Source organism: Staphylococcus sp. TCBT05 (genome assembly GCF_055179755.1).
Map to the genome: position 1 here is coordinate 925,896 of NZ_JBUQDQ010000038.1, position 25,067 is coordinate 950,962.

Consider the following 25,067-nt stretch of genomic DNA (forward strand, 5'->3'; position numbering starts at 1 on the left):
TCCCATATCATTATATTCACATTTATATACATTTACAATTATATCTATAAAAAGCGATATACTTTATTGTTAAAGGTCATATGATATAAAAGTTTCTACTCACAATTTTCATAAAAATGTATATTTATGTATAAAAGTGGTTTTATTTTCATTATCTTTCTGTTATACTGATTTTATCAAATAAACAAAGTTAAAAAATAATTAGCAAATTTTAAACCGAGGTGGAAATAATGAAGGAAAAAATAGTATTAGCATATTCAGGTGGATTAGATACAAGTGTTGCAGTGAAATGGTTAATCGACAAAGGTTATGATGTTGTAGCATGTTGTTTAGATGTTGGTGAAGGTAAAGATTTAGAATTAGTACACCAAAAAGCATTAGACATGGGTGCAATCGAATGTCATATCATTGATGCAACTGAAGAGTTCAGTGAAGATTTCGTTTCATATGCAATCAAAGGTAATTTAATGTATGAAGGCACTTACCCTCTTGTCTCAGCATTATCAAGACCTTTAATTTCAAAAAAATTAGTTGAAATCGCAGATAAAACAAATGCTGTAGGTATTGCACATGGTTGTACCGGTAAAGGTAATGACCAAGTACGTTTCGAAGTGGCAATCAAAGCATTAGATCCTGAATTAAAAGTATTTGCTCCAGTTAGAGAATGGGCATGGAGTCGTGAAGAAGAAATTGATTACGCTATTAAACATAACATTCCAGTACCTATTCAACATGACTCTCCATATTCAATTGACCAAAATTTATGGGGTAGAAGTAACGAATGCGGTATCTTAGAAGATCCTTATGCTGCGCCTCCAAAGGATGCATATGATTTAACTCAAGAATTAGAAGATGCACCTGATGAAGCGGATGAAATTGTCTTAACTTTTGAACAAGGTATCCCTACTGCGTTAGACGGCAAATCTTATAAATTAAGTGAATTAATTTTATATTTAAATAAATTAGCTGGTAAGCATGGAATCGGCAGAATCGACCATGTTGAAAATAGATTAGTTGGTATTAAATCAAGAGAAGTATATGAAACACCAGCTGCAGAAGTTATTGTTAATGCACATAAATCATTAGAAACGATTACATTGACGAAAGATGTTGCTCATTTTAAACCAATTATTGAAAAACAATTTGCAGAACAAATTTATAACGGCTTATGGTTCTCACCTTTAACTGACAGTTTAAAATTATTTGTCGACAGTACACAAAAGTATGTTTCTGGTGAAGTACGTGTCAAATTATATAAAGGTAATGCAATTGTAAATGGTAGAAAATCACCTCATACTTTATACAATGAAAAATTAGCGACGTATACTAAGGAAGATGCATTCAATCAAGAATCAGCAGTCGGCTTTATCGATATCTTTGGCTTACCTACACAAGTAAATTCAATGTTACATGGTGGTTATCACGATGAGCAATAAAGCTTGGGGTGGTAGATTTAGTGAACAACCGGAAGCATGGGTCGATGAATTCAATGCTTCCATCCACTTCGATAAAGCATTAATTGAATACGATGTGCAAGGAAGTATTGCTCATGCCACTATGTTAGCAAATCAAGGTATTATTTCTAATTCGGATTGTGAGCAAATTAAACAAGGATTAAACGATATACTCGCTGATTATAAACAAAATAAATTAGATTTAGATGTTTCATTAGAAGACATTCACCTTAATATTGAACATGAACTCATCAAACGTATTGGTGACGCTGGTGGTAGATTGCATACTGGTCGTAGTAGAAATGATCAAGTTGCGACGGATATGCACTTATATACGAAATCAGAAGTAACTGAACTAATCGCTTTAATTGAATCATTTCAAGCAACCATCGTTTCTGTAGCAGAGGATAATATTGATACAATCATGCCAGGTTATACACACTTACAAAGAGCACAACCTATCTCATTTGCGCATCACATCTTAACTTATTATTGGATGTTAGAGCGTGATAAATCACGTTTCCAAGATAGTATTAAGCGTATTGATATTTCACCATTAGGCGCAGCCGCTTTAAGTGGTACGACATACCCTATCGATCGCCATGAAACACAATCATTATTAGACTTTGGTTCTTTATATGAAAATAGTATGGATGCTGTTAGTGATAGAGATTACATTGTTGAAACATTGCATAATATTTCGTTAACAATGGTTCACTTATCACGTTTTGCAGAGGAAATCATCTTCTGGTCTTCTGCAGAAGCCAATTTTATTACCTTATCAGATGCATTCTCAACTGGATCATCAATTATGCCACAAAAGAAAAATCCAGATATGGCTGAATTGATTAGAGGTAAAGTAGGTAGAACTACTGGTCATTTAATGAGCATGTTGATGACTTTGAAGGGCTTACCGTTAGCATACAATAAAGATATGCAAGAGGATAAAGAAGGTCTATTTGATGCAGTGCATACGCTTAAAGGTTCGTTAAGAATATTTGAAGGTATGATTGATACGATGACTATTAATGTTGAACAGTTACAATCAACTGTCTACAATGATTTCTCTAATGCAACTGAACTAGCAGATTATTTAGTAAACAAAGGTGTACCATTCAGAAATGCGCATGAAATTGTCGGTAAAATTGTGCTATGGTCTATACAAAATAATGTATACCTCCTAGATGTACCGTTAACTGAATATCAACAAGCACACCCAAGTATAGAAGCTGATATTTATGATTATCTTAAACCTGAAAATTGTGTGAGCCGTCGAATTAGTTATGGCTCGACTGGTCAAGCAGCGGTTAAAGAGCAACTTAAAGTTATAAAAAGTAAAAATAAAGAATAACACTATACAATTAAGGATAACTCTGGGACATTAGTCTTCTAGACTTAAATAAAATGGATAATTTGCGATTTTATTTAAATATTCGTCACTTAATTCGTTATTCATTTCTTGTTGTATCTCAGAGATAATTGCTGTTTCAATTAATTCATTATAAAGTGTCTTATTTATTGGAGTAATAACATTTAAGAACTGCGTTTTGTTTACGAAATACCTATGGGAGTAGGATGCGTGTCGAGACCAAGGCTCGATCCAGCCTCTAGTTAAGCGAGCAATAACAATATGTAGTATTGATATAAATAACAAGCCCATCAAAGATTTTTGATCTTTGATGGGCTTAATGCTGGGGATTTATGTTCTAGCATTATCCTTATTATTTTCATTCTATTGATACTAAATATTACGATTACCTATTTATAAATTGTGCCTCATCACCCTAAATACACCACTTTTATTCTTAAACATTTAATTTATTAAACTATAATTAATTTTTTATACTTAAAATAAAGAAAATGTAAATAGTGTTTAAACAATTAAATTCTAAGGTAAGTACAGTGTACAGTTCATTTTAAGGAGTGAAGCACTTATGAAAAATGCAAAAAGAATTATGGTAACCAGTATGACAGCTTTATCTTTATCTTTACTAGCTTCTACAGCAATGGCTAAAGCAGATGAAAATACGGATTCAACACAAAAGCAAAATACAATACAATCACCTAATGATTCTACACAGCAAACACAAGACAACACTCAAGAACAAACACAAAGTGCTACCAATTCAACTACAGAAACTACTAATCCATCCCCTGAACAATCAGACACAACTGCTAATACCAAGCAACAAACTGACAATCAATCACAACAGAAATCACAACATGCGAATCAAAACCATTCAGAATCTGATAACCAAGAACAAAATACACCCACACCACAAGACAAAGTAAATAAATCACCTCAAAATAACACAACTACCGAGAAAAATGAAAATAGTTCAACTTCTGCGAGACCACTTTCAGAAGCAACAGAAAAAAGTGCAAAAAACAAGGAAATACATAATTTAACAGGAGAAAAGTTTACAACAATCGCCCATAGAGGCGCTAGTGGCTATGCACCTGAACACACTTTATATTCTTATGATAAGAGTCATAATGAATTAGGTGCATCTTACATCGAAATTGATTTACAAATGACAAAAGACGGGCACCTTGTAGCAATGCATGATGAAACAGTCGATAGAACGACTAATGGTACAGGTCGAGTTGACTCTTATACATTAGAGGAACTGAAAAAATTAGACGCTGGCAGTAAATTCAATGAGCAACATCCTGAATACGCAGATGAGCAATATAAAGGTGCAGAAGTGCCAACACTAGATGAAATTTTAGACAGATATGGTACAGATGCAAACTATTATATCGAAACAAAATCACCTGATGTGTATCCTGGTATGGAAGAAAAATTATTAGATACTTTAGATAAACATCACATGTTAACAAATCAATCTTTAAAAAATGGACATGTTATGATTCAATCATTTTCACAAGCAAGTCTAGAAAAAATGCATAATCTAAATTCTGACGTACCACTTGTAAGATTATTAGACAAAGGTGAATTACCTAATCTTACAGATCAAGATTTAGAAAGTATTAAAAACACAGCAATTGGTGTAGGTCCCGAATATTCTGACTTAACTAAAGATAACGTACAACACTTAAAGGAAATGGGATTCTTAGTTCATCCATTTACAGTAAACAATAAAGCCGATATGGAGCGTCTTAATAGCTATGGTGTAGACGGTGTTTTCACTAACTATGCAGATGTATACAAACAAGTTGTAGATGAAAGTAAATAAATAATTCAATAACAATACGATCACTATTGCCAATCTGCCAATCTATGAGATTAATGTAATCTTTTAGGTTGGCTTTTTAGATTACATATTAAACTATACAATTAGAAAAATTCAGTGCTGAATTTTGATATAAAAAAGGAACAACTTCTATTAAATTACAATAGAAATTGTCCCTTACTTTAACTACAAATATTTATGACTGTACTTTAGTCTAAATTATCTTTACAGCTAATCATACCGAGATAATGATTAAGCCCAACCACGATAACGTGCAGCCTCTGCAGTACGTTTGATACCTACAATATACGCAGCTAAACGCATGTCAATCTTACGGTTTTGTGATAATTCATAAATTGTATCAAAAGCTGTTGTAAGCTTTTCACGAAGTTTCGTATTAACCTCTTCCTCAGTCCAATAATAACCTTGGTTATTTTGTACCCATTCGAAGTAAGAAACTGTTACACCACCAGCACTTGCTAATACATCAGGTACTAATAAGATACCGCGTTCAGTTAAAATACGTGTACCTTCTGGTGTTGTTGGTCCGTTAGCTGCTTCAACAACTACATCTGCTTTAATATCATGTGCATTATCTGCAGTAATTTGGTTAGCAATTGCTGCAGGTACTAATACATCACAATCAATTTCGAATAATTCTTTATTTGAAATCGTATCTTCAAATAGGTTTGTTACTGTACCGAAACTGTCTCTTCTATCTAATAAGTAATCGATATCTAAGCCTTCAGGATCGTGTAACGCACCATAAGCATCAGAAATACCGACAATTTTAGCGCCCATATCAAATAAGAATTTCGCTAAGAAACTACCAGCGTTACCGAAACCTTGGATTACAATACGTGAACCTTTGATTTCTAAACCTCTACGTTTAGCAGCTTGCTCAATCGCAATAACTACACCTAATGCAGTAGAACGGTCACGTCCTTGTGAGCCTCCTAATACAATCGGTTTACCAGTGATAAAACCTGGAGAGTTAAATTTATCCAATGAACTATATTCGTCCATCATCCATGCCATAATTTGAGAGTTTGTGAAAACATCTGGTGCAGGAATATCCTTTGTTGGTCCAACAAATTGAGAAATTGCACGAACATAGCCTCTAGAAAGACGCTCTACCTCGTGAATACTCATTTGACGTGGATCACAAATAATACCACCTTTACCACCACCATATGGTAAGTCCACAATGCCACATTTCAATGTCATCCACATTGACAATGCTTTAACTTCTTCTTCATCAACATCAGGGTGGAATCTGACGCCACCTTTTGTTGGTCCTACAGCATCATTGTGTTGTGCACGATAACCCGTAAAGGTCTTAACTGTACCATCGTCCATACGTACTGGAATTCTTACTTGTAAGAATCTTAATGGCTCCTTTACTAAATCATACATGCCATCGTCAAAACCTAATTTATGCAATGCTTCTTTAATAATTTGTTGCGTAGAAGTAACTAAATTATTATTCTCAGTCATGATCCATTTCGCCTCTTTTTCGTTACTAATGATTTCGCTTTCATGCTAATTGTAACATAAGATTTTTCTTTTTAAAGTGTTTTAAATACTTATATTACATAACGCTAATTATTCGAATACACTTCTCACTTTTTCTAGTGCAAAGTCCAATTCTTCCTTAGAAATTATCAATGGTGGCGCAAATCTTATTACCGTATCATGTGTCTCTTTACACAATAAACCTTTTTCCTTTAATGATTCACAATATGGTCTAGCATTTTCAGTTAATTCAATTCCGATAAATAATCCTTTACCACGTACTTCTTTAATAGATGGATGATTTATCTTTTGTAATTCTGATTTGAAGTATTCACCTAACTCTAATGAACGACCTGGTAAGTCCTCATCTACGATTACATCCAAAGCAGCATTTGAAACGGCACAAGCAAGTGGATTTCCACCAAATGTAGAACCGTGTGAACCAGGTGTAAACACGCCTAATACTTCTTCATCTGCTAATACAACAGAAATTGGCAATACGCCACCACCTAATGCTTTACCTAAAATGTAAACATCTGGTTTTACATTATCCCAATCTGTTGCGAACAATTTACCTGAACGACCTAATCCTGCTTGAATTTCATCTGCTATAAATAAAATATTATGCTCATCACATAACTCTCTAATCGCTTTTAAGTATCCTTCTGGTGGAACGTTAATTCCTGCTTCCCCTTGAATTGGTTCAATTAAAATAGCGGCAGTATTTTCATTTACAGCGGCTTTAATTGCTTCAATATCACCGAAATCAACCTTTCTAAATCCATCCAATAAAGGACCATATCCTCTTTGATACTCTGCTTCCGAAGACAATGATACTGGCGCCATTGTACGACCATGGAAGTTACCATTGAATGCAATGATTTCTGCTTTATTAGGTTCAATGTTTTTTACATCATAAGCCCAACGACGTGCAGCTTTTAACGCTGTTTCAACAGCTTCTGCACCAGTGTTCATTGGTAAAGCCTTTTCTTTACCAGAAAGCTTACAAATTTTTTCGTACCATTCACCTAAATTATCACTATGAAACGCACGAGAAACTAAAGTAACTTTATCTGCTTGATCTTTTAACGCTTGAATAATCTTTGGGTGTCTATGACCTTGGTTTACAGCTGAATATGCTGATAACATATCCATATACTTGTTACCTTCAGGATCTTTAACCCATACGCCTTCAGCTTCCGAAATAACGATTGGAAGTGGCACATAGTTTGATGCTCCATAATGGTTTGTTAACTCAATGATTTCTTCTGATCTTGACATGATATCTCCCCTTAGTTTAAATTTAAGAGCCTTTTTTGACTCTTTAACAATACTTACTCCTAGCATAACGTATTTAAACGTAAACTGAAACTATTTTCAAAAAGAGTTATTGCATCACAGTTCGCTAGATGAATATTTAGGAAAAAGCTTTGACAAGTACTGTTGTAATCAGTTCAATTCAGTGAAAGCCCTTACATATATAATGACACAACCTTTACACTTAACACAAGACCATAATATTAAATTCTCAAATAAATTTTCCACTTACTTTTATTGCAATTTATTGCATTATTAATCATTCAAATAATAGTAAATTCTAATGATTATTAAACTTAAAATTTATTTAAATACTAATTTCCATTGATTAAGTAATTGATTGTATTCATTTTTATGTTTTATACCTTGATATAACTTATGTCGTTTATGAATCAATGTTACAACTGTCTTTGTATATAATGCTTGTTTCATATGCTTCCAACACCTCATCATTATAATTTACTGTGCTTGATTATATACTTTTACAGAACTTTGTCATCAAGCTATGGTTGGATGATATGCTACAACTTTAGTTAACAATATTAAAAACAGGTGCAGCTATTCATAATCTACTAACGTTTCTTCTACAGTATTGAAACACTGCTTAAAAATCGTCAAAATTATAAATACTGCACCTGTCTTATTATAAATATTGAATAGCTATGATATTAATTCATATTATTTCCCATCTGTTCTTGGTAAAGGATAAAATGCATTATTAAATTGAGTCCATAATTTAATAGGTAATTCATGTTTATCCGCTCTTGTACCATCAAATTGTGAAATGATTTCATCTTCCTTACCTTCTACTATCTTACTTACAAAATTGTGATCAAGTAATATTTCACGGCCTAAAGCAATAAGATCTGCATCTGTATTTTCAATTGCATCTAATGCTTGTTGTGCTGTAAAGATTGATCCTATACCAATTAATGGCATACGTCCATCAATCCATTCATGTAATAATTCAACTCGTTGTTGATCTTTATATTTACCTTCACGTGTCGTTGAGTAAATATCCATCAATGAAACGTGTAGATAGTCTAATGGTTTATCAATTAAATGCTTCACTAATTCTTCCGTGATTTCCATGCTGATACCAGGAGATTCTGCTTCTTCAGGAGAAAAACGATATCCCACAATAAATGATTCATCCGCATGTGTCTTTACAGTAGAAGTAACTTCATCTACTACGGATAAAGCAAATTTAAGTCGATCTTGTCCCCACTCATCTTCACGTCGATTATAGTAAGGTGAAACAAATTGATGAATTAAATAGTGATTGGCGCCATGTATTTCCACACCATCAAAACCTGCTTCAATAACACGTCGAGTTGCTTCGCCAAATGCTTTAATAGATTCATGAATTTCTTCAACTGTAATTTCTCGAGCATCATGTGCCTCTTGTTCACCAAAGCTTTTCATGGAAATAGGACTTGGTGCAGCAACATCACCATTCGGTGTTAAATTAGGTAATGCTTGCGCACCACCATGATGAATTTGCACGACCGCTTTCGCACCATTCTTCTTCATTACTTTAGCTAAACGTTTCAAACCTTCTAAATCTGAATCATGTGCTACTGATGGTTGCCCTGGGAATGCTTTACCCAAGTCTGTAACATTACTAGCCGCTGAAATAGCTAAACCTACATCTTTTGAACGCTGTTCCATATAAACTAATTCTTCTTCAGAAATTGTACCATCATCATTCGAAGAAACATGTGTTAACGGTGCTAATACAAATCTATTTTTTAATTCTACTTTATTTGGTAAAGTTAATGACTCAAATAAAGGTTGAAATTTTGATTCCATTCTTAAAAATCCTCCTAATATGTTATTAAATATAATAACTCTTTTTTAATACTACCTAATTCTAACTATTTTCAACCTCAAATGAAAACAATATGCTTGCGCATGTATATATTTAAATTTGATTATTTATCAATCCCTGTACATTAGGTTTATATACCGTTTGCATCAATAAATTTTATAGCTTAGCTTTAACATTCAACTTAATTCATTAACATTCAACACTACATAAAAAAACGCTAAACACTCATTCAAGTGTTAGCGTTCTGAAGATGATTACTCATCTTTAATCGCGTTTTTGGACTGTTTAATCCAAACCGGTAAGCGTTCTTTAATTGTTTGAAACCCATATTTTTCGGTTTCTTTAATTTCATCTAATACTGATTGCTTTTCCTTTTTACGTTCATAATTTTTAAAATAATCATTATCCTTTAAAGAGAAGTTAATCTTCCCCTCTTCATCAATTGAAATTACCTTAGCTCTTACAATTTGACCTTCTGATAAAAACTTTTTCAAATTATGGACGTAATCATCCATGATTTCAGAAATATGGATTAAACCTTCAGTATTATCAGGGGTTTCTACAAAAGCGCCATACGGTTGAATACCAGTCACACGAACTTTTACATGTTGACCTACTTTATAGTGATTATTCAACGTGATAACCCCTTATTTCGTATTACTTAACACTATTATAATAGCATAAAATACTTACAGGCACTAACATTAATATAGAAAAATTTCACGATTTGTTGATTTAAGTATCTAAAAGTAAGTTCACAACCCTATATACTTTGCATAAAGTAACCCATGGCATGAATAATGATCAAAAAAACAGGTTGGACATCTATCATGTCTCAACCTGTTCTTCACACGTCTATTATGAAGTGTTGAATTGAAAAACATAAAATCTAACTTTATCAACACACTTAATATTGCTTAATTATTATCCTTCAACATCAATTGAATCAATTGTAATGTCATGCACTGGCTTATCTTGTGCACCGACTTTAGTAGCTGCGATATCTTCTAATGTACTTTCACCTTCGATTAATTGACCAAATACTGTATGTTTTTGATCTAACCATGGTGTCCCACCCTTTTCACCATAAGCTTTTACGATTGGCTCTGGCCAGCCTCCATCAGCCAATTGACTTAACATTGACTCTGGAACCTCTTTCATTTGTACTACAAAGAATTGTGAACCGTTTGTGTTTGGTCCTGAATTCGCCATTGAAAGTGCACCGTAAAGATTAAACGCTTCTAAAGAGAATTCATCTTCAAATGGTCCACCATAAATACTTTCACCGCCCATACCACTTGCAGTAGGGTCTCCACCTTGTACCATAAAGTCATTGATAACGCGATGGAACGTTACACCATTGTAGTAACCATTTTTTGCATGTGTCACAAAATTTTCTACAGTCTTTGGTGCGATATCAGGGAATAATTTAAAAGTCATGTCACCTTTATTTGTGTGCATAACTAATTTAATTTCATTACCATTAATTTCTGTGTTTAATTGAGGATAGTTCGTCATTTAAATTCTCCATTTCATGTTAAGATGATATATGTATTCTAACATATTTGAAAGGGTGAAATGAATTATGTTATATCGATTTGCACATAAAACTGGAAGTTATGGTGTATCCATAGTTGAAGAGAATGACAATCAAGTCTTAGTACAAGTGGAACAAGTAATTAAGCATCCTAAACAAGGTGATTTACATAATCCAACGTCAACAGAAAATGTCTTTTTTCATGAGCGTAAAGCATTGAGTCAATTTGAAAAACGTTATGCATCTCGTTCTCAACTTAGACCATTTAATGTTGAACCCATGACGTATACAGCTTCTTTACAACTAGCAATCACAGAGTTAGAACAAAAATTGGCTAAACAAGATAATTTGCATTCACAAATGTCATTAGACAATTTACAACGTTTAAAGAAGGATTACAGCCTTCAATATAAACAAAATTTTGAATAAAAATACCTTGTTTCTTCTTATTTAACAAGGACATTCAGCATAGTTATTTCAAGGGCTGGGACGTTTTTCAGAATAGTCTAATTCATGTATAATAAACTTATACTTAAATGTAAAAGGAGGATAAAATAATGAGCTGGTTACATTTAGCGGTACTCCTCCCGTTAATATTTGCACTCATTATTCCATTTGTATATCGCATTCATAAGCGTATACATATCGGATGGTTTGTCATACCCATCCCTGTCGTCTTATTTATATACTTCCTATCATATATTCCGACAACAATGTTGGGCGATACAGTAATGCGAACTTTGAAATGGATGCCTCATTTTGGTATGAATTTCAATTTATATATTGATGGTCTAGGACTGTTATTTAGCTTACTGATCACAGGTATTGGTAGTCTTATTGTCCTGTATTCTATTAGTTATTTAAGTCGACAAGAGCAGTTGGGAAACTTTTATTGTTATTTACTGCTCTTTATGGGTGCAATGTTAGGGGTTGTATTATCAGATAATTTAATTATCTTATACTTATTTTGGGAATTAACTTCATTTTCTAGTTTTTTACTTATTTCATTTTGGAGAGAAAAGCCAGCATCACTATATGGCGCACAGAAATCTATGCTCGTCACAGTGTTTGGTGGTCTATCGCTGTTAGGAGGACTCATCCTCTTAATCTTAGCTAGTGGCACTACAAGTGTTCAACAAATCATTAAACATGTAGACGAAATTCAAACAAGTCCATTCTTTATTTTAGCCATGGTACTGGTATTAGTTGGCGCAATGACTAAATCTGCCCAGTTTCCATTTTACATTTGGTTACCAGATGCAATGGAAGCCCCTACTCCAGTAAGTGCATACTTGCATTCAGCTACAATGGTTAAAGCCGGACTTTACTTAGTCGCTCGTATGACACCAATTTTCGCAGTGTCTCAGGGGTGGATTTGGACTGTAACGGCTGTTGGTTTAATCACCCTATTTTGGGCATCATTAAATGCGACAAAGCAACAAGATTTAAAGGGCATTTTAGCATTTTCTACTGTTTCACAATTAGGGATGATTATGGCTATGCTTGGTATAGGCGCTGTAAGTTATCATTTTGAAGGATCAGACAGTCAACTGTATGTTGCAGCCTTTACGGCAGCAGTCTTTCATTTGATTAACCATGCAACATTTAAAGCAGCATTATTCATGATTACAGGTGCTGTAGATCATGCTACGGGTACACGTGATGTTCATAAGCTAGGTGGCTTACTAACGATAATGCCCATTTCATTTACAATTACAATTATAAGTTCGTTAAGTATGGCTGGTGTTCCACCTTTCAACGGTTTCTTATCAAAGGAAAAGTTTTTAGAAAGTATGATTGACGTTACACATGCTAATGTCTTTAATTTAAATTCACTAGGTATACTGATACCGATAGTTGCGATTTTAGGTAGTGTATTTACATTTGTATATGCAGTGCGTTTGATTGGTCAGGTCTTTTTAGGTAGCTATAAACCTGATGCCTTACCTAACAAGCCACATGAAGCATCTCCATTAATGTTAATTGCACCTATTATATTGGCTATCTTAGTAATTACTTTCGGTTTGTTTCCAGCAATGCTTACCGATTCAATTATCGAACCGGCTGTAAATGCAATGAGTTCAACGCAAACAACTCATATTGAGTTTCATATGTTCCATGGTTTCACGCCAGCCTTTTTATCAACACTATTTATTTATGGTGTCGGTATTATTTTAATTTTAAGTTTTAGTTATTGGATTAAGTTACTAAAATCACACCCAACTAAGTTAACTATTAACTATTGGTATGACAAATTAGGTAACGTTACACCTGATATTTCTAAACATATAACAAATTCATATGTCACTGGATTTACACGTAACAACTTGGTGATTATTTTTATCTCACTGATTGCAATTACGGTTGTGACACTCATCGTGACACCTTTCAGTATTAACTTTAAAGATGTCAGTGAAATCAGACCGTTTGAATTAATTATTGTCGTGCTTATCATAACGGCAGCATCAATGATTATATTTGCACATTCAAGATTATTTAGCATCATTATGGCAAGTGCTGTAGGCTATTGTGTAGCAATTTTCTTCATTTTCTTTGGTGCTCCAGATTTAGCACTTACACAATTTGTTGTTGAGTCAATTTCAACGGCACTATTTTTACTTTGTTTCTATCATTTACCTAATTTAAATAGACACCAAGAAACGCAACCTTTCAAATGGATCAATGTCATCATATCTATTGGGGCTGGTGCAGTTGTTACTATACTTGGCTTAATTGCATATGGAAATAGACACTTTGGATCTATTGGTTCATTTTATAAAACACACGTATACGATTTAGCACACGGTACAAATATGGTTAACGTCATTCTTGTTGATTTCCGTGGTACCGATACATTATTCGAATCATCTGTATTAGGTATTGCAGGCTTAGGTGTCTATACCATGATTAAATTACGTTACAATAACAAAGCTAAAAATAAGGGAGGTCATGACATTGAACAGACAAAAGAATAATCTGATCTTTCAATATTCTGCAGTCATCATCTTTTTCCTTATTGTGATGTTCGGACTATCATTATTTTTAGCTGGTCACTATACACCTGGTGGTGGTTTCGTAGGTGGTTTATTACTATCTAGTGCACTGGTTATTATTGCAGTTGCCTTTGATATAAAGACAATGCGGAAGATATTTCCATGGGACTTCAAGATATTAATTGGCATTGGCTTAACATTTTGTTTAGCTACACCAATGGCGAGTTGGTTTTATGGTAAAAATTTCTTCACGCACAAACCTTTTGAAATACCTTTAATCATACTAAAGCCGATGGAATTACACACTGCAACATTCTTCGATTTAGGCGTGTTATTTGCAGTTGTAGGCACAGTAATGACTATAATTTTATCGATTGGAGAGAATGAGTAATGGAAATAGTGATGATTTTTGTTTGTGGTATTCTCACAGCAATGAGCGTCTATCTCATTCTTTCTAAAAGTTTGATACGAATCATTATTGGGACTACTTTACAAACACATACGGCAAATTTATTTTTAATCACAATGGGTGGCCTGAAAAAAGGCGATGTACCTATATATGAAAAAGGAATAGCATCCTACGTTGACCCTATTCCTCAAGCATTGATATTAACAGCTATTGTAATATCTTTTTCAGTAACTGCTTTCTTCTTAGTACTCGCATTTAGAAGTTATAAAGAGCTAGGTACTGATAATGTAGAAAGTATGAAGGGAGTGATTGAAGATGATAGAGAGTAACCTTATCGTTTCTTTATTAATCATTCCTATGCTAACAGCAATTATATTAGTATTTATTGGGAAGCGCCCTACTATCAAACGCTATGTTGCGTTAATTGGTACCGTAATTACATTGATATTTGCATTTATTAATTTGCACAATGTACTGAAAGATGGACCAATCAAATTAGAATTAGGTTCTTGGGCTGCACCATACAGTATTGTTTTTGTACTAGATATCTTTAGTGTATTACTCGTAATCACAACATTGATTGTTACTATGCTAGTTATCTTATACTCATATCAATCAATTGGACTAGAACGTGAAACATATTATTACTATTTTTCAATTATGTTTATGCTGACTGGTGTTATTGGTTCCTTTATAACTGGTGATATCTTTAACTTGTTTGTATTTTTCGAAGTCTTCTTAATGTCTTCATATATATTACTGGTTATTGGTGGTACAAAGGTTCAACTAAGCGAAACGATAAAGTATGTCTTAGTTAATGTGACTTCTTCTGCATTTTTCGTTATTGCAGTAGCCATGCTTTATTCAGTAGTTGGTACGCTTAATTTAGCAGATATCAGTCAGAAATTAAGTGAATTGTCAGCACATGACAAAGGCATGGTAAGTATCATATTTATCATGTTCATCTTTGTCTTTGCAACAAAGGCTGGCGTATTCCCTATGTATATATGGTTACCAGGTGCATATTACGCACCTCCTGTAGCAATCATCGCTTTCTTTGGTGCTTTATTAACAAAGGTCGGCGTTTATGCAATAGCTAGAACGGCTAGCTTATTCTTCAGAGATACAGGTAATTTTTCTTTTTACACCATTTTATTCTTAGCACTTCTAACAATTATATTTGGTTGTGTCGGAGCTGTTAGTTATTATGATACGAAAAAGATTATTATCTATAATATTATGATTGCAATTGGTGTCATATTAGTTGGTGTAGCAATGATGAACCAAAGTGGTATGATGGGCGCTATTTATTACACTTTACATGATATGTTAATTAAGGCAGCATTATTTTTCTTAATTGGAATCATGTATAAGATTACAAAGACACATGATTTACGCAAATATGGCGGTTTAATCAAGCATTACCCTGTGCTTGGATGGACATTCTTTATAGCAGCACTTAGTTTAGCTGGTATACCGCCATTTAGTGGATTTTATGGAAAGTTTTATATCGTTCAGGCAACATTTGAAAAAGGATTCTATATTAGCGGTATTGTTATACTGTTATCTAGTTTGATTGTCCTTTACTCGGTTATTCGAATATTCCTGTTAGGATTCTTTGGCGAAACTCGAGGATTTACTGTAAATCATAAATTAAGATATAAAGGCTTGTTAGTCGTGGCCATTATCGCTGTAGTACTTTCAGTCATATTTGGATTATCAGCAGATATCTTACATCCAATAATCAAAGATGCTGCAGAACCATTCTATAATCCTAATGTTTATATCGAAAGTGTATTGGGGGGACAATAATATGGCAGTTCAAATACTCGTTAATTTACTTCTCGCAGTATTTTGGTTATTTGTTACTGGAAGCTATACATTTAATAACTTTATTTTAGGTTACCTGTTCGCTTTATTATTAGTCTACTTAATGCGTGGTGTGTTACCGGGTCGATTTTATATGATTACTGTCTATAAGATCATCAAACTCTTGGTAGTCTTCATCATTGAGTTAATTAAAGCTAATATAGATGTAATTAGAATCATTATTAAACCAACAATTAAGAATGAACCTGCGTTTTTTATTTATCAGACAGATTTAAAAAAGGACTGGCAAATCGTCTTATTATCTAATCTGATTACCCTAACACCAGGTACAATTGTACTTGGAATTAGCGATGACCGAACTAAAATTTATATTCATGCAATTGATTTTAGTACTAAAAAAGAGGAAACTGAGGGTATAAAGTCATCTCTAGAAAAAGTTGTGAGAGAGGTGGGCGAATAATGATAAATTACAATATAATTCTTATCATTGCGCTAATTATTGTTGCCCTATCAATGTTGGCCATGTTAATCCGTGTAATTATTGGACCTTCACTAGCTGATCGTGTCGTAGCTTTAGATGCAATGGGGATACAGTTAATGGCTATCATCGCCTTATTCAGTATCTTTTTAGGTACCAAATACTTAATTGTTGCAATCTTAATGATAGGTATTTTGGCATTTTTAGGCACTGCAGTATTTGCGAAATATATGGATAAAGGTAAGGTGATTGAGCATGACCGGAACGATAATCATTAGTATTGCCTTAATACTTGTTGTCCTAGGATCAATTATTAGTGCATTAGCTGCAATTGGACTAGTTCGATTAGATGATGTATATGCGCGCTCTCATGCAGCAGGAAAGGCAGCAACGTTAGGGGCAATGCTACTTTTAAGTGGTGTCTTCCTATTCTTTATAGGTCGAGATGGTTACGTAAATATGCAATTAGTAATTGGTATATTATTTATTCTCATTACTGGACCACTTTCCAGTCACTTAATCATAAAGGCAGCCTATAATTTAAATACCCCTGCTTCCAAACGAACTAAATTAGACGATATTAAAAAAGATTTAAAGGATACTAAACTTTAATTAGCATCATGCGCAATTTGTTTGTAACATATGAGGATTCCAATTTCTTATAATTAATAAAAAAAGGTACAAACCCTAAATCGAGTCTAGGACATAAATACCTAGCATTAAGCCCATCAAAGATTTTTGATCTTTGATGGGCTTGTTATTTGTATCAATACTGCATATTGTTATTGCTCGTTTACCTATGGGTGCCTGGGTCGATCCTCGGTCTCGACACGCATCCTACTCCCTCAGGTGTCTCGCAAACAGTACGCAGTTCTTATATGTTATTACTACAAAAAATAAGACACCTAATAATGAATGAATTGAAACAGCACTGATCCATGAGATAAATAAAGAAATGAATAACGAGTTAAGTGATGAAACATTAAATAAGATCGCAAATCATTTATCAACTCAAATCAATGTTCTTTACGTTTCATAGTAAAATTCATTGATTTTATTTTAGTCTGCAAGGGTAATGGACTAGACTGTTTATTACTGATTACTCTTTTTAGCTTTATCATAAGTCTTACCGTCCGTCGATTGTTAGTATTTAATTATAGTCGAAAATAAGTATTTATAGACTGAAATGACGTATGGTATAAAGTCATATTTTTCAAAAGACAATACACCTTTAATCATTTGTATTACTTCAGCAATCATGTTATATTAAATCGTAATTATTACGATTTAAGGAGGTAATTTTATGTTTAAATGGACAATTATTGGTGGAGGTATCCAGGCAGTTACAATTGCACTTAAACTACGCACACAAGGATTAGCTACAAATGATTTGTGTATAATAGATCCTCATACTAGCTTATGCGAACAATTTAATAGATATACATCCACTATCGATATGCCCTACTTACGTTCACCTTGTGTTCATCATGTTCATCCAGATCCTTTTCATCTTAAGCAATTTGCAAAACATAGACAATATACCAATGCTTCTTACGGACGATATCAAAGACCTAATAGAGAGATGTTTATGGCTCATACGCATATGTTAATACATGAATTAAATTTAAATCATAGTCATGTGCAAGCTAGCGCAACTTCTATCACTAAACAAGATAATCTATGGTTTGTTCAATGTAATAATTCAGAAGCATTTTCGACCGAAAACCTTATCATTGCCTTTGGATGTAACCATCAAATTAACTTTCCAAAAGCATATAAAAATCAACCCGATGTCACACACATCTTTGATGGTTCATACAAATCATATTCTCAATCGTCACATGTGATAGGTAGTGGTATTTCTGCAGCTCACTTAACACTTAAGTTGATTAAACATAATCCACAACAAATTCATTTATGGACAAATAAACCCTTAGCAGTGCATGATTTTGATGCTGATCCAGGTTGGCTCGGTCCTAAATATATGACACGCTTTAAGCAAATTACAACTTCTGAGGAAAAGCAACAAGTTATTCTGAATGAATGACACAAAGGCTCAATGCCAAAAGAATTAGAATTAAGGCTGAAAAAATATGTAAAGCAAGGTAAATTAGTAATACATACAAACGAATTACAAGCCATTTCAAATCATCAAATCATTACAGAACATAAGGCAATAACCTATGATCATATTATTTTAGCAACTGGATTTGAAGAAACGATAATGAAACAACCAATTATTAAACAATTAATCCACCAACATCATGCCCCACTATGTAGTTGTGGTTTACCAAATATTTCAACAGAATTGGAGTGGTTACCACATTTATATGTTGCTGGAGGCTTAGCAGATTTAGAATTAGGGCCCTTTGCAAGAAATATCATGGGTGGTAGAGAAGCTGCCACAAGAATCTCGAATGCTTTTTCAAAAGAAACTACGGTATCAAGTATATAAGTAAAATACATTATGATGAACATACAAAAACACGCTCAATACTCTATAGAAACGCCGAAATGCGTCTGAGTATCAAGCGTGTTTATTATTTGCGTGGTTTAATCGCAATTGTACCTCTCATGATGCTAATCAATCTATCAACATCATCTTTTATTTCAATGTTCCAAACTTGTGTTGTTTTACCTTCGTGTACGATAGTAGCAGTAGCATAAACTGTACCTTCAGTCGTTGAGCTAATATGGTTAGCATTCATTTCTAAACCTAATGGAATAAATTTTTCAGTATCAATGATGTGTGCCGCACCAATTGAGCAAGCTGTTTCACCCAAAGCAAGATTTGCACCACCATGTAAATAACCAAAAGGTTGTTTCACCTTATCTGTAACAGGCATCGACATTACAATCTTACCGTGTGCTTCACTTTCTACTTTCATTTCTAAAGTCTCTATCATATTTGTCATTTTCGACACCTCATTCACTACTTAGTATTACTATAATACCATAGCGGCAATTGTACCAAAAATGATTAACGGAATATTATAAAATATAAAGTTGGGAATACACGTGTCTCTAATATGATCGTGCTGACCATCCACATCCAAACCAGCTGTAGGTCCTAATGTAGAGTCACTAGCTGGTGAACCAGAATCACCTAAGGCACTCGCAGTACCAATTAAAGCGATTAATGCCATTGTATCTAATCCTAATGACTCTCCTAATGGAATGAATAAAGTTGCGATAATAGGAATTGTTGCAAAAGAAGATCCAATACCCAAAGTAACAATAAGTCCAATAATGTACATAACAATAATACTAATGAGTTTATTATCCCCTGTAACACCACTTAAACTATGTACTAATTTAGTAATATCTCCCGTTTCATTCATTACGCCAGCAAAGCCATTTGCAGATAATATCACTACACCAATAAATGACATAATCTTAATACCTTCAACGAAGTTCTTATCCAACTCAGTCCATTTAAATGCTCTTGAAACAAAGAATATCAAGACTCCGGCAAGTGCACCGAAAATCATTGAATCAGTTAATGTCTGTACGACAAATGTTGCGATAATCGATACGATTGTAACAACTAAGACATAAGGTTTGAGTTCAATAGTTTCATTATTTCTATCTTCATTTCGATCATTATATTCTCTAGGCTTTCTGTAATAGAACACACCCAAAATCAATCCAACAATATACCCTAAAGAAGGAATAATCATAGCTTTCCAAATCATGCTCATCTCTATTGGGTGATGTGCTTTGGTGAAACCATTATCAATAATTTGGTGGAAAATTTGACCAAAACCAAATGGTAAAAGAACGTATGGCCAACAAAGTCCAAATCCAATAATAATAGCAATTTGTCTACGATCTATCTTCAAGTCATTAAATAAACTAATTAAAGGTGGTATAACAATTGGAATAAATGCAATATGAACCGGAATTAAGTTTTGACTCATTATACTTAATACTAATAAAGCAATGATAATAATTACTTTTACCTTTACTCGAGACATCTTGCTATTTTCAGCGTGGATACTGTTAATAATCTTATTTACTAAATAATCCGTAATTCCACTATATGAAATCAGTGCCGCAAAGCCTCCCAATAAGGCATAACTTAGTGCAACTTCTGCACCATCGACAATATTCTTACCAAACACAGACACGATTTCAGGTATACTCATACCTGCAACCAGCCCGCCTACTAATGCACTGACAAATAAACTGATTACTACATTAAGTCTACATAAGCAAAGTATAATCATCAGCACAACTGCTATAACAACTGCATTAATCACAAAACATAACTCCTTTATCACATTATCGAACTAAAGTATCACGAGAATAATCGTAACAATTTCAATTATAAATGTCAATGCTATGTTACAGCTTAAATGTATCATCCATGAGGTTAAACTATATCATCTAACATTTCCGTTTACTTAAACTATATAATTTATGCGCGAGTTATACAATTCCAACTCACGCATATATTTATTGATTATTGATTTGATAACCATTCAACAATAGTCGTTACTAAAAATGCTGTTGGTCCTTTAGGTCCTTTATAACTAGCATGATTCGTAGTTGCTGGACCAGCTATATCAAAATGCATATGTGGTACATCACCTGCAAAGTGATTTATAAAGGTAGCTGCAAATAATGCTTTACCTTGTCCATTTGTATGATTGACAAGATCTGCCACATCACTTTTTCTAATTAACTTTCTTTCTGTATCTGTCATAGGTAATTCAAATACATATTCTCCTTGTCGTTCGGCAATTGACAGTATATCTGCAAGTTGTGTCGAAGCATGATTATTGAATACTGCAGCTTTATCCTCACCTAATGCAACAATTGCTGCCCCTGTTAAAGTGGCAAAATCTAAAATCAGTTCCGGTTGAAATTGTGTTGCATAGAATACAGCATCACCTAGAACTAAACGACCTTCTGCATCAGTGTTCAAGACTTCTACAGACTCACCGCTGAGTGCCGTATAAACATCATCAGGTTTCATTGCTAATTCATTAACCATATTTTCTGCAGCAGCAATTACACCCACAATATTAATGTTAAGGTTTAGCTGTCTCGCAGCTTCTATCATAGCAATTACATTAGCTGAGCCACACATATCAAACTTCATAGTTTGCATACCTGTTTTTGATTTTATTGAATAGCCACCTGAATCATAGGTAATCCCTTTACCTACAAGTGCTATCGGTGCTTTGTCATTATTAGCACCATGATAAGTTAAAGTAATTAATCGTGGTGTATGCTTAGACCCTTTACCTACAGCATGTATTAATCCAAAACCTTCACGCTGTAATGTCTCTCCGTCTTTCACATCTACAGATACTGAACTTCCTTTAAAGTGATTAGTAATCAATTCTGCATAATATGCCGGCGTTAATATATTGGGTGGGATATTACTATAATCTCGTGCTAAATTGATGGCACGAGCTAACGCTATCCCCTTATCGATTGCTGCATTTATTTGAGTTTGATCTTGTATCGTATGTAGATTCAATGTTAATTTATATGGCGCACCTTTATTTGTCTTATATCCGTCAAATTGGTAGACAGACGCTTCACTTTGTTGACCTAGTAATGTAGCAATATTTAAGAGATCAAAATCTTTCGCTTTAAAGCTCTCGAAATATATGTCCCCTTCTACGATTCGCTCTTGCTTCAAATATTGGAATAATGAGCCAAACACAGATAAATACTGTAATTGTGTCGTTGACTTCAAATTACCTAGACCAACAGCAATTAACTTTATGAGTTGATTATCTACTGTAAAATGTGTAGCAGTTACTTTACCAACATTACTACTAATAATATGTGCCTTTTTTAATGATGCTAGATTTTCATTAATAACTTCACCGTTTATCTTTATGTCTTCCAACTGATTTAAATGATCCGGTATCCCTATGATTAATGTTTCAAATAATAATTTATCAGTAGATTGTAACAATGCTTTCATTTAAAATCCCTCACTTTGGTATTGAAATAATTTAATCATTTAGATTTAAGAAAAAGACCTATCTTATTGAAAGACAGGTCTTTTTGCTTAATGATTCACATGCATAACGCCTATGTGATTTATTAATTTAAATCTTAAAATTTACCTTTTTTGAATGCTAATCCGATACCACCAAGTTTGAATACAGCACGTGTATCAATAACTTTCTTCATGAAAGCAGCTTTTTTACCTTGGATATCTTTACCGTAAACAACACCAACACCGTCTCCAGAACCTAATGAACATACTGTTCCACGATCAACGTATGTGAACTCTTGAGTTGGTTGACCTTCTAAAATGTTTTTAATGTTTTTAGCTGTATGTTCACCTTCTTGCATAGCGATTTGAGCAGTTGTTGGTAATGGACGCTCTTCACCAGCAGGAATAAATGCTGAAACATCACCGATTACGAAAATGTTGTCATAACCTTCGATAGTTAAATCTTGTTTAGTTACGATACGACCACGTTTAACGCCTTCGAATGAAGCTTCCATTAATTGGCTACCGCGTACACCAGCTGCCCAAACAGCAGTGTTTGCTTCTAATTGTTGTTCTTCATCGTTAACTTTAACAACGAAACCTTTTTCGTTAGCAGCAACGATTGGCGTAGCAATCTTGAATTCTACACCTTTACTTTCTAAGTAGCTAACTGCATGGTTAACTAATTCATCAGAGAATTGTGGTAACATTTTAGGAGCAGCTTCAACACAAGTAACTTTAACTTTACTTTGTTCTACGCCATATTTGTTACATAATTCTGGAATTCGATCAGCTAATTCACCTAAGAATTCAACACCAGTGAAACCTGCGCCACCAACTAAGATAGCTAAGTCATTGTCGTCTTTTTCTTTAGAAGATGCATAGTTTGCAAATTTATCTTCGATGTGACGAGATAATTTACGAGCAGTTAATACATTTTCAATTTGGAAAGCATGTTCTTTCATACCTTTAATACCAAATGTTTCGCTTTCAAAGCCTAATGCTACAACTAAGATATCAAAATCAAAGATTCCAGCGTCAGTTTCAACTTTTTTAGCATTACGGTCAATTTTAGTAACCTCAGCTTTAACAAAGTTTACTTTGTCTTTATTTAAAACACTTTCAACTGGATATAGTAAATCTTCATAGCTAATTGTACCTGCTGATGCTTCATGTAACCATGTAGCTTCATAGTGGTAATCATTTTTATTAATTAACGTAATTTCAGCTTCATCTGCTGAAATTTGCTTTTGTAATTTTGTAATAGTTTGTAAACCTGCGTAACCAGCGCCTAAAACTAATACCTTTTTACGATCTTGAGCCATTTCATTCACCTAAGCTTTCATATATTATTTGTTGCATAAGTCTTTTTCTATACCCTAATTATACATATGTAAGTCACAAAAAAGACATTTTTCATCCAATACTAATTTTATAGTTTTTATGCTTGATTTTCAAGCGCTAACGCACATATTGTTTATTTTTTCACATAAACTATTAAAAGGCTATAGTTTATCATTCAATCGATAAAACTATAACCTTTTATTTATTAACAATCTTCAGGTGTTCCTGCCACCTTTGCAGTTCTAAATGAGCTTCCACAACCACATGATGCAATCGCATTTGGATTGTCTATTTGGAATCCGCCACCCATAAGAGATTGTTTAAAATCTATTGTTGTACCTTGTAGTACTGGTACATCCATTTTATCTACTAATACCTTAAGACCGTGAAATTCATACACTTCATCATTGTCACCAGGCTCAGCTTCAGCAGACATACCATAAGTTAAACCAGTACATCCACCACCGTTAACCTTGACCTTTAAATAGCCATCTGCCATTTCATTTTGCTCTAACATATCTTTAACTTCATATGCTGCCGCTTCTGTAACGTTAATTACTGCCATTATGATTACCTCCCTAAAAAATCCACGTTTCTTCTATATGCGCATAAATATTTTGTAATAAATCATCTGGCGATTCACCCTCAACAATATCACCATTCACTAATGCATACAAGCCACTAGAACATAAGCCACAATTTTGTAAACAACCGTATTCTAATACATCTATACCAGGATCATTCTCCAGTTGATTGTATACATAGTCTCCACCTTTCGCTAAGTTCGAAATGCAGAACTCTACTATTGGATTCATAATACACCCTCTCATTAATTATCAGTCATATAATTATAACAAACACAACTATGTTTTAACACATACGTGCTTATATTTAAGAAAGTATCATTTTAAATTTAATCGTCTTTTTACAATAAATTTTTTTGTGTAATTTAACATCCTTATATAAAAATCTATGAACTATGCATTACTTAGCCAATAGTTAGGTTTACTTACTACTTTAATTGATTGTTAAAACGATTTCATGATAACCCTTTATTACCATAACTTATTTGTAGAACGATACAAAAAAGCATATAATGTATTTAAGTAAGCTGTTTATAGAAAATTGGTATATCAATATAAGCGAAATATGATTTAACCACATTATATTTAATAACTTACATTGATGCATAATTGA

At 33.5% G+C, this 25,067-nt stretch carries 22 protein-coding genes and 2 pseudogenes; 12 read left to right on the plus strand and 12 right to left on the minus strand.

Features of this window, described 5'->3' with window-relative positions:
* The first annotated feature begins 230 nt into the window (after positions 1-230).
* The 3 genes and pseudogenes from ACY191_RS11430 to ACY191_RS11440 form a co-directional block, all read left to right on the plus strand.
* Positions 231-1,436 (plus strand): argininosuccinate synthase, encoded by a 1,206-nt coding sequence (locus tag ACY191_RS11430; RefSeq protein WP_042739787.1) that lies wholly within the window; start codon positions 231-233, stop codon positions 1,434-1,436.
* Positions 1,426-2,805 carry an argininosuccinate lyase gene (argH, locus tag ACY191_RS11435; protein ID WP_229367083.1) on the plus strand — a complete coding sequence of 460 codons (1,380 nt, stop codon included), beginning with the start codon at positions 1,426-1,428 and terminating at the stop codon, positions 2,803-2,805. The genes ACY191_RS11430 and argH overlap by 11 nt, the downstream gene beginning before the upstream one ends.
* An 883-nt stretch (positions 2,806-3,688) precedes the next feature.
* Positions 3,689-4,654: pseudogene (locus tag ACY191_RS11440) on the plus strand (glycerophosphodiester phosphodiesterase); the annotation flags it as partial.
* Positions 4,655-4,903: 249 nt separating this feature from the next.
* Here the strand turns inward: ACY191_RS11440 and ACY191_RS11445 are convergent.
* From ACY191_RS11445 to ACY191_RS11470, 6 genes are all read right to left on the minus strand, one after another.
* Positions 4,904-6,148, minus strand: coding sequence for a Glu/Leu/Phe/Val family dehydrogenase (locus ACY191_RS11445; protein WP_042739785.1), 1,245 nt, complete (start codon positions 6,146-6,148; stop codon positions 4,904-4,906).
* Between the two features lie 108 nt (positions 6,149-6,256).
* Positions 6,257-7,447: an ornithine--oxo-acid transaminase gene (locus tag ACY191_RS11450; RefSeq protein WP_229367082.1), complete on the minus strand. Its 1,191-nt coding sequence runs from the start codon at positions 7,445-7,447 to the stop codon at positions 6,257-6,259.
* A 339-nt stretch (positions 7,448-7,786) separates the two neighbouring features.
* The gene (locus ACY191_RS11455; RefSeq protein WP_267868253.1) at positions 7,787-7,915 is read right to left on the minus strand and encodes a hypothetical protein; all 129 of its coding nucleotides are present in this window, start codon (positions 7,913-7,915) and stop codon (positions 7,787-7,789) included.
* Between the two features lie 246 nt (positions 7,916-8,161).
* Positions 8,162-9,295 carry an NADH-dependent flavin oxidoreductase gene (locus tag ACY191_RS11460; protein ID WP_042739783.1) on the minus strand — a complete coding sequence of 378 codons (1,134 nt, stop codon included), beginning with the start codon at positions 9,293-9,295 and terminating at the stop codon, positions 8,162-8,164.
* Between the two features lie 273 nt (positions 9,296-9,568).
* Positions 9,569-9,949 (minus strand): S1 domain-containing post-transcriptional regulator Ygs, encoded by a 381-nt coding sequence (ygs, locus tag ACY191_RS11465; protein WP_042739782.1) that lies wholly within the window; start codon positions 9,947-9,949, stop codon positions 9,569-9,571.
* 289 nt (positions 9,950-10,238) lie between these two features.
* Complete coding sequence (locus ACY191_RS11470) at positions 10,239-10,832, minus strand: peptidylprolyl isomerase (RefSeq protein ID WP_042739781.1); 594 nt, start codon at positions 10,830-10,832, stop codon at positions 10,239-10,241.
* Between the two features lie 67 nt (positions 10,833-10,899).
* On the opposite strand from ACY191_RS11470, the gene ACY191_RS11475 reads away from it, so the two are divergent.
* The 9 genes and pseudogenes from ACY191_RS11475 (at position 10,900) to ACY191_RS11515 (ending at position 19,016) form a co-directional block, all read left to right on the plus strand.
* Positions 10,900-11,280, plus strand: a complete 381-nt coding sequence (locus ACY191_RS11475; protein ID WP_229367080.1) for a kinase-associated lipoprotein B — start codon at positions 10,900-10,902, stop codon at positions 11,278-11,280.
* A gap of 128 nt (positions 11,281-11,408) precedes the next feature.
* Positions 11,409-13,826 (plus strand): Na+/H+ antiporter subunit A, encoded by a 2,418-nt coding sequence (locus ACY191_RS11480; protein ID WP_463270029.1) that lies wholly within the window; start codon positions 11,409-11,411, stop codon positions 13,824-13,826.
* The gene (gene mnhB1, locus ACY191_RS11485; protein WP_042739778.1) at positions 13,807-14,235 is read left to right on the plus strand and encodes a Na+/H+ antiporter Mnh1 subunit B; all 429 of its coding nucleotides are present in this window, start codon (positions 13,807-13,809) and stop codon (positions 14,233-14,235) included. The genes ACY191_RS11480 and mnhB1 overlap by 20 nt, the downstream gene beginning before the upstream one ends.
* Complete coding sequence (gene mnhC1 / locus ACY191_RS11490) at positions 14,235-14,582, plus strand: Na+/H+ antiporter Mnh1 subunit C (protein ID WP_042739777.1); 348 nt, start codon at positions 14,235-14,237, stop codon at positions 14,580-14,582. Before mnhB1 ends, mnhC1 begins: the two co-directional genes overlap by 1 nt.
* Entirely contained in the window at positions 14,569-16,065 is a 1,497-nt protein-coding gene (locus tag ACY191_RS11495; RefSeq protein ID WP_229367078.1) for a Na+/H+ antiporter subunit D, read from the plus strand. Before mnhC1 ends, ACY191_RS11495 begins: the two co-directional genes overlap by 14 nt.
* A gap of 1 nt (position 16,066) precedes the next feature.
* Entirely contained in the window at positions 16,067-16,543 is a 477-nt protein-coding gene (gene mnhE1, locus ACY191_RS11500; RefSeq protein WP_042739775.1) for a Na+/H+ antiporter Mnh1 subunit E, read from the plus strand.
* A gap of 2 nt (positions 16,544-16,545) precedes the next feature.
* Positions 16,546-16,839: a Na+/H+ antiporter Mnh1 subunit F gene (mnhF1, locus tag ACY191_RS11505; protein WP_107527661.1), complete on the plus strand. Its 294-nt coding sequence runs from the start codon at positions 16,546-16,548 to the stop codon at positions 16,837-16,839.
* Positions 16,817-17,173 carry a Na+/H+ antiporter subunit G1 gene (locus ACY191_RS11510; protein ID WP_042739773.1) on the plus strand — a complete coding sequence of 119 codons (357 nt, stop codon included), beginning with the start codon at positions 16,817-16,819 and terminating at the stop codon, positions 17,171-17,173. Before mnhF1 ends, ACY191_RS11510 begins: the two co-directional genes overlap by 23 nt.
* A gap of 691 nt (positions 17,174-17,864) precedes the next feature.
* A pseudogene (locus ACY191_RS11515) lies at positions 17,865-19,016 on the plus strand (NAD(P)-binding domain-containing protein).
* 85 nt (positions 19,017-19,101) lie between these two features.
* Here the strand turns inward: ACY191_RS11515 and ACY191_RS11520 are convergent.
* From ACY191_RS11520 to ACY191_RS11545, 6 genes are all read right to left on the minus strand, one after another.
* A complete protein-coding gene (locus ACY191_RS11520; RefSeq protein WP_042739771.1) occupies positions 19,102-19,476 on the minus strand; it encodes a PaaI family thioesterase in 375 nt (124 codons plus the stop codon).
* A 30-nt stretch (positions 19,477-19,506) separates the two neighbouring features.
* Positions 19,507-20,823, minus strand: a complete 1,317-nt coding sequence (locus ACY191_RS11525; RefSeq protein ID WP_229367076.1) for a Na+/H+ antiporter family protein — start codon at positions 20,821-20,823, stop codon at positions 19,507-19,509.
* 203 nt (positions 20,824-21,026) lie between these two features.
* Positions 21,027-22,508: a leucyl aminopeptidase family protein gene (locus ACY191_RS11530; protein ID WP_229367075.1), complete on the minus strand. Its 1,482-nt coding sequence runs from the start codon at positions 22,506-22,508 to the stop codon at positions 21,027-21,029.
* 134 nt (positions 22,509-22,642) lie between these two features.
* On the minus strand, positions 22,643-23,851 hold the full coding sequence (locus ACY191_RS11535) for an NAD(P)/FAD-dependent oxidoreductase (protein ID WP_042739768.1): 1,209 nt from the start codon (positions 23,849-23,851) through the stop codon (positions 22,643-22,645).
* A gap of 224 nt (positions 23,852-24,075) precedes the next feature.
* Positions 24,076-24,435, minus strand: coding sequence for a HesB/IscA family protein (locus ACY191_RS11540; protein ID WP_042739767.1), 360 nt, complete (start codon positions 24,433-24,435; stop codon positions 24,076-24,078).
* Positions 24,436-24,448: 13 nt separating this feature from the next.
* Complete coding sequence (locus ACY191_RS11545) at positions 24,449-24,685, minus strand: YuzB family protein (RefSeq protein ID WP_042739766.1); 237 nt, start codon at positions 24,683-24,685, stop codon at positions 24,449-24,451.
* Positions 24,686-25,067: the final 382 nt, after the last annotated feature.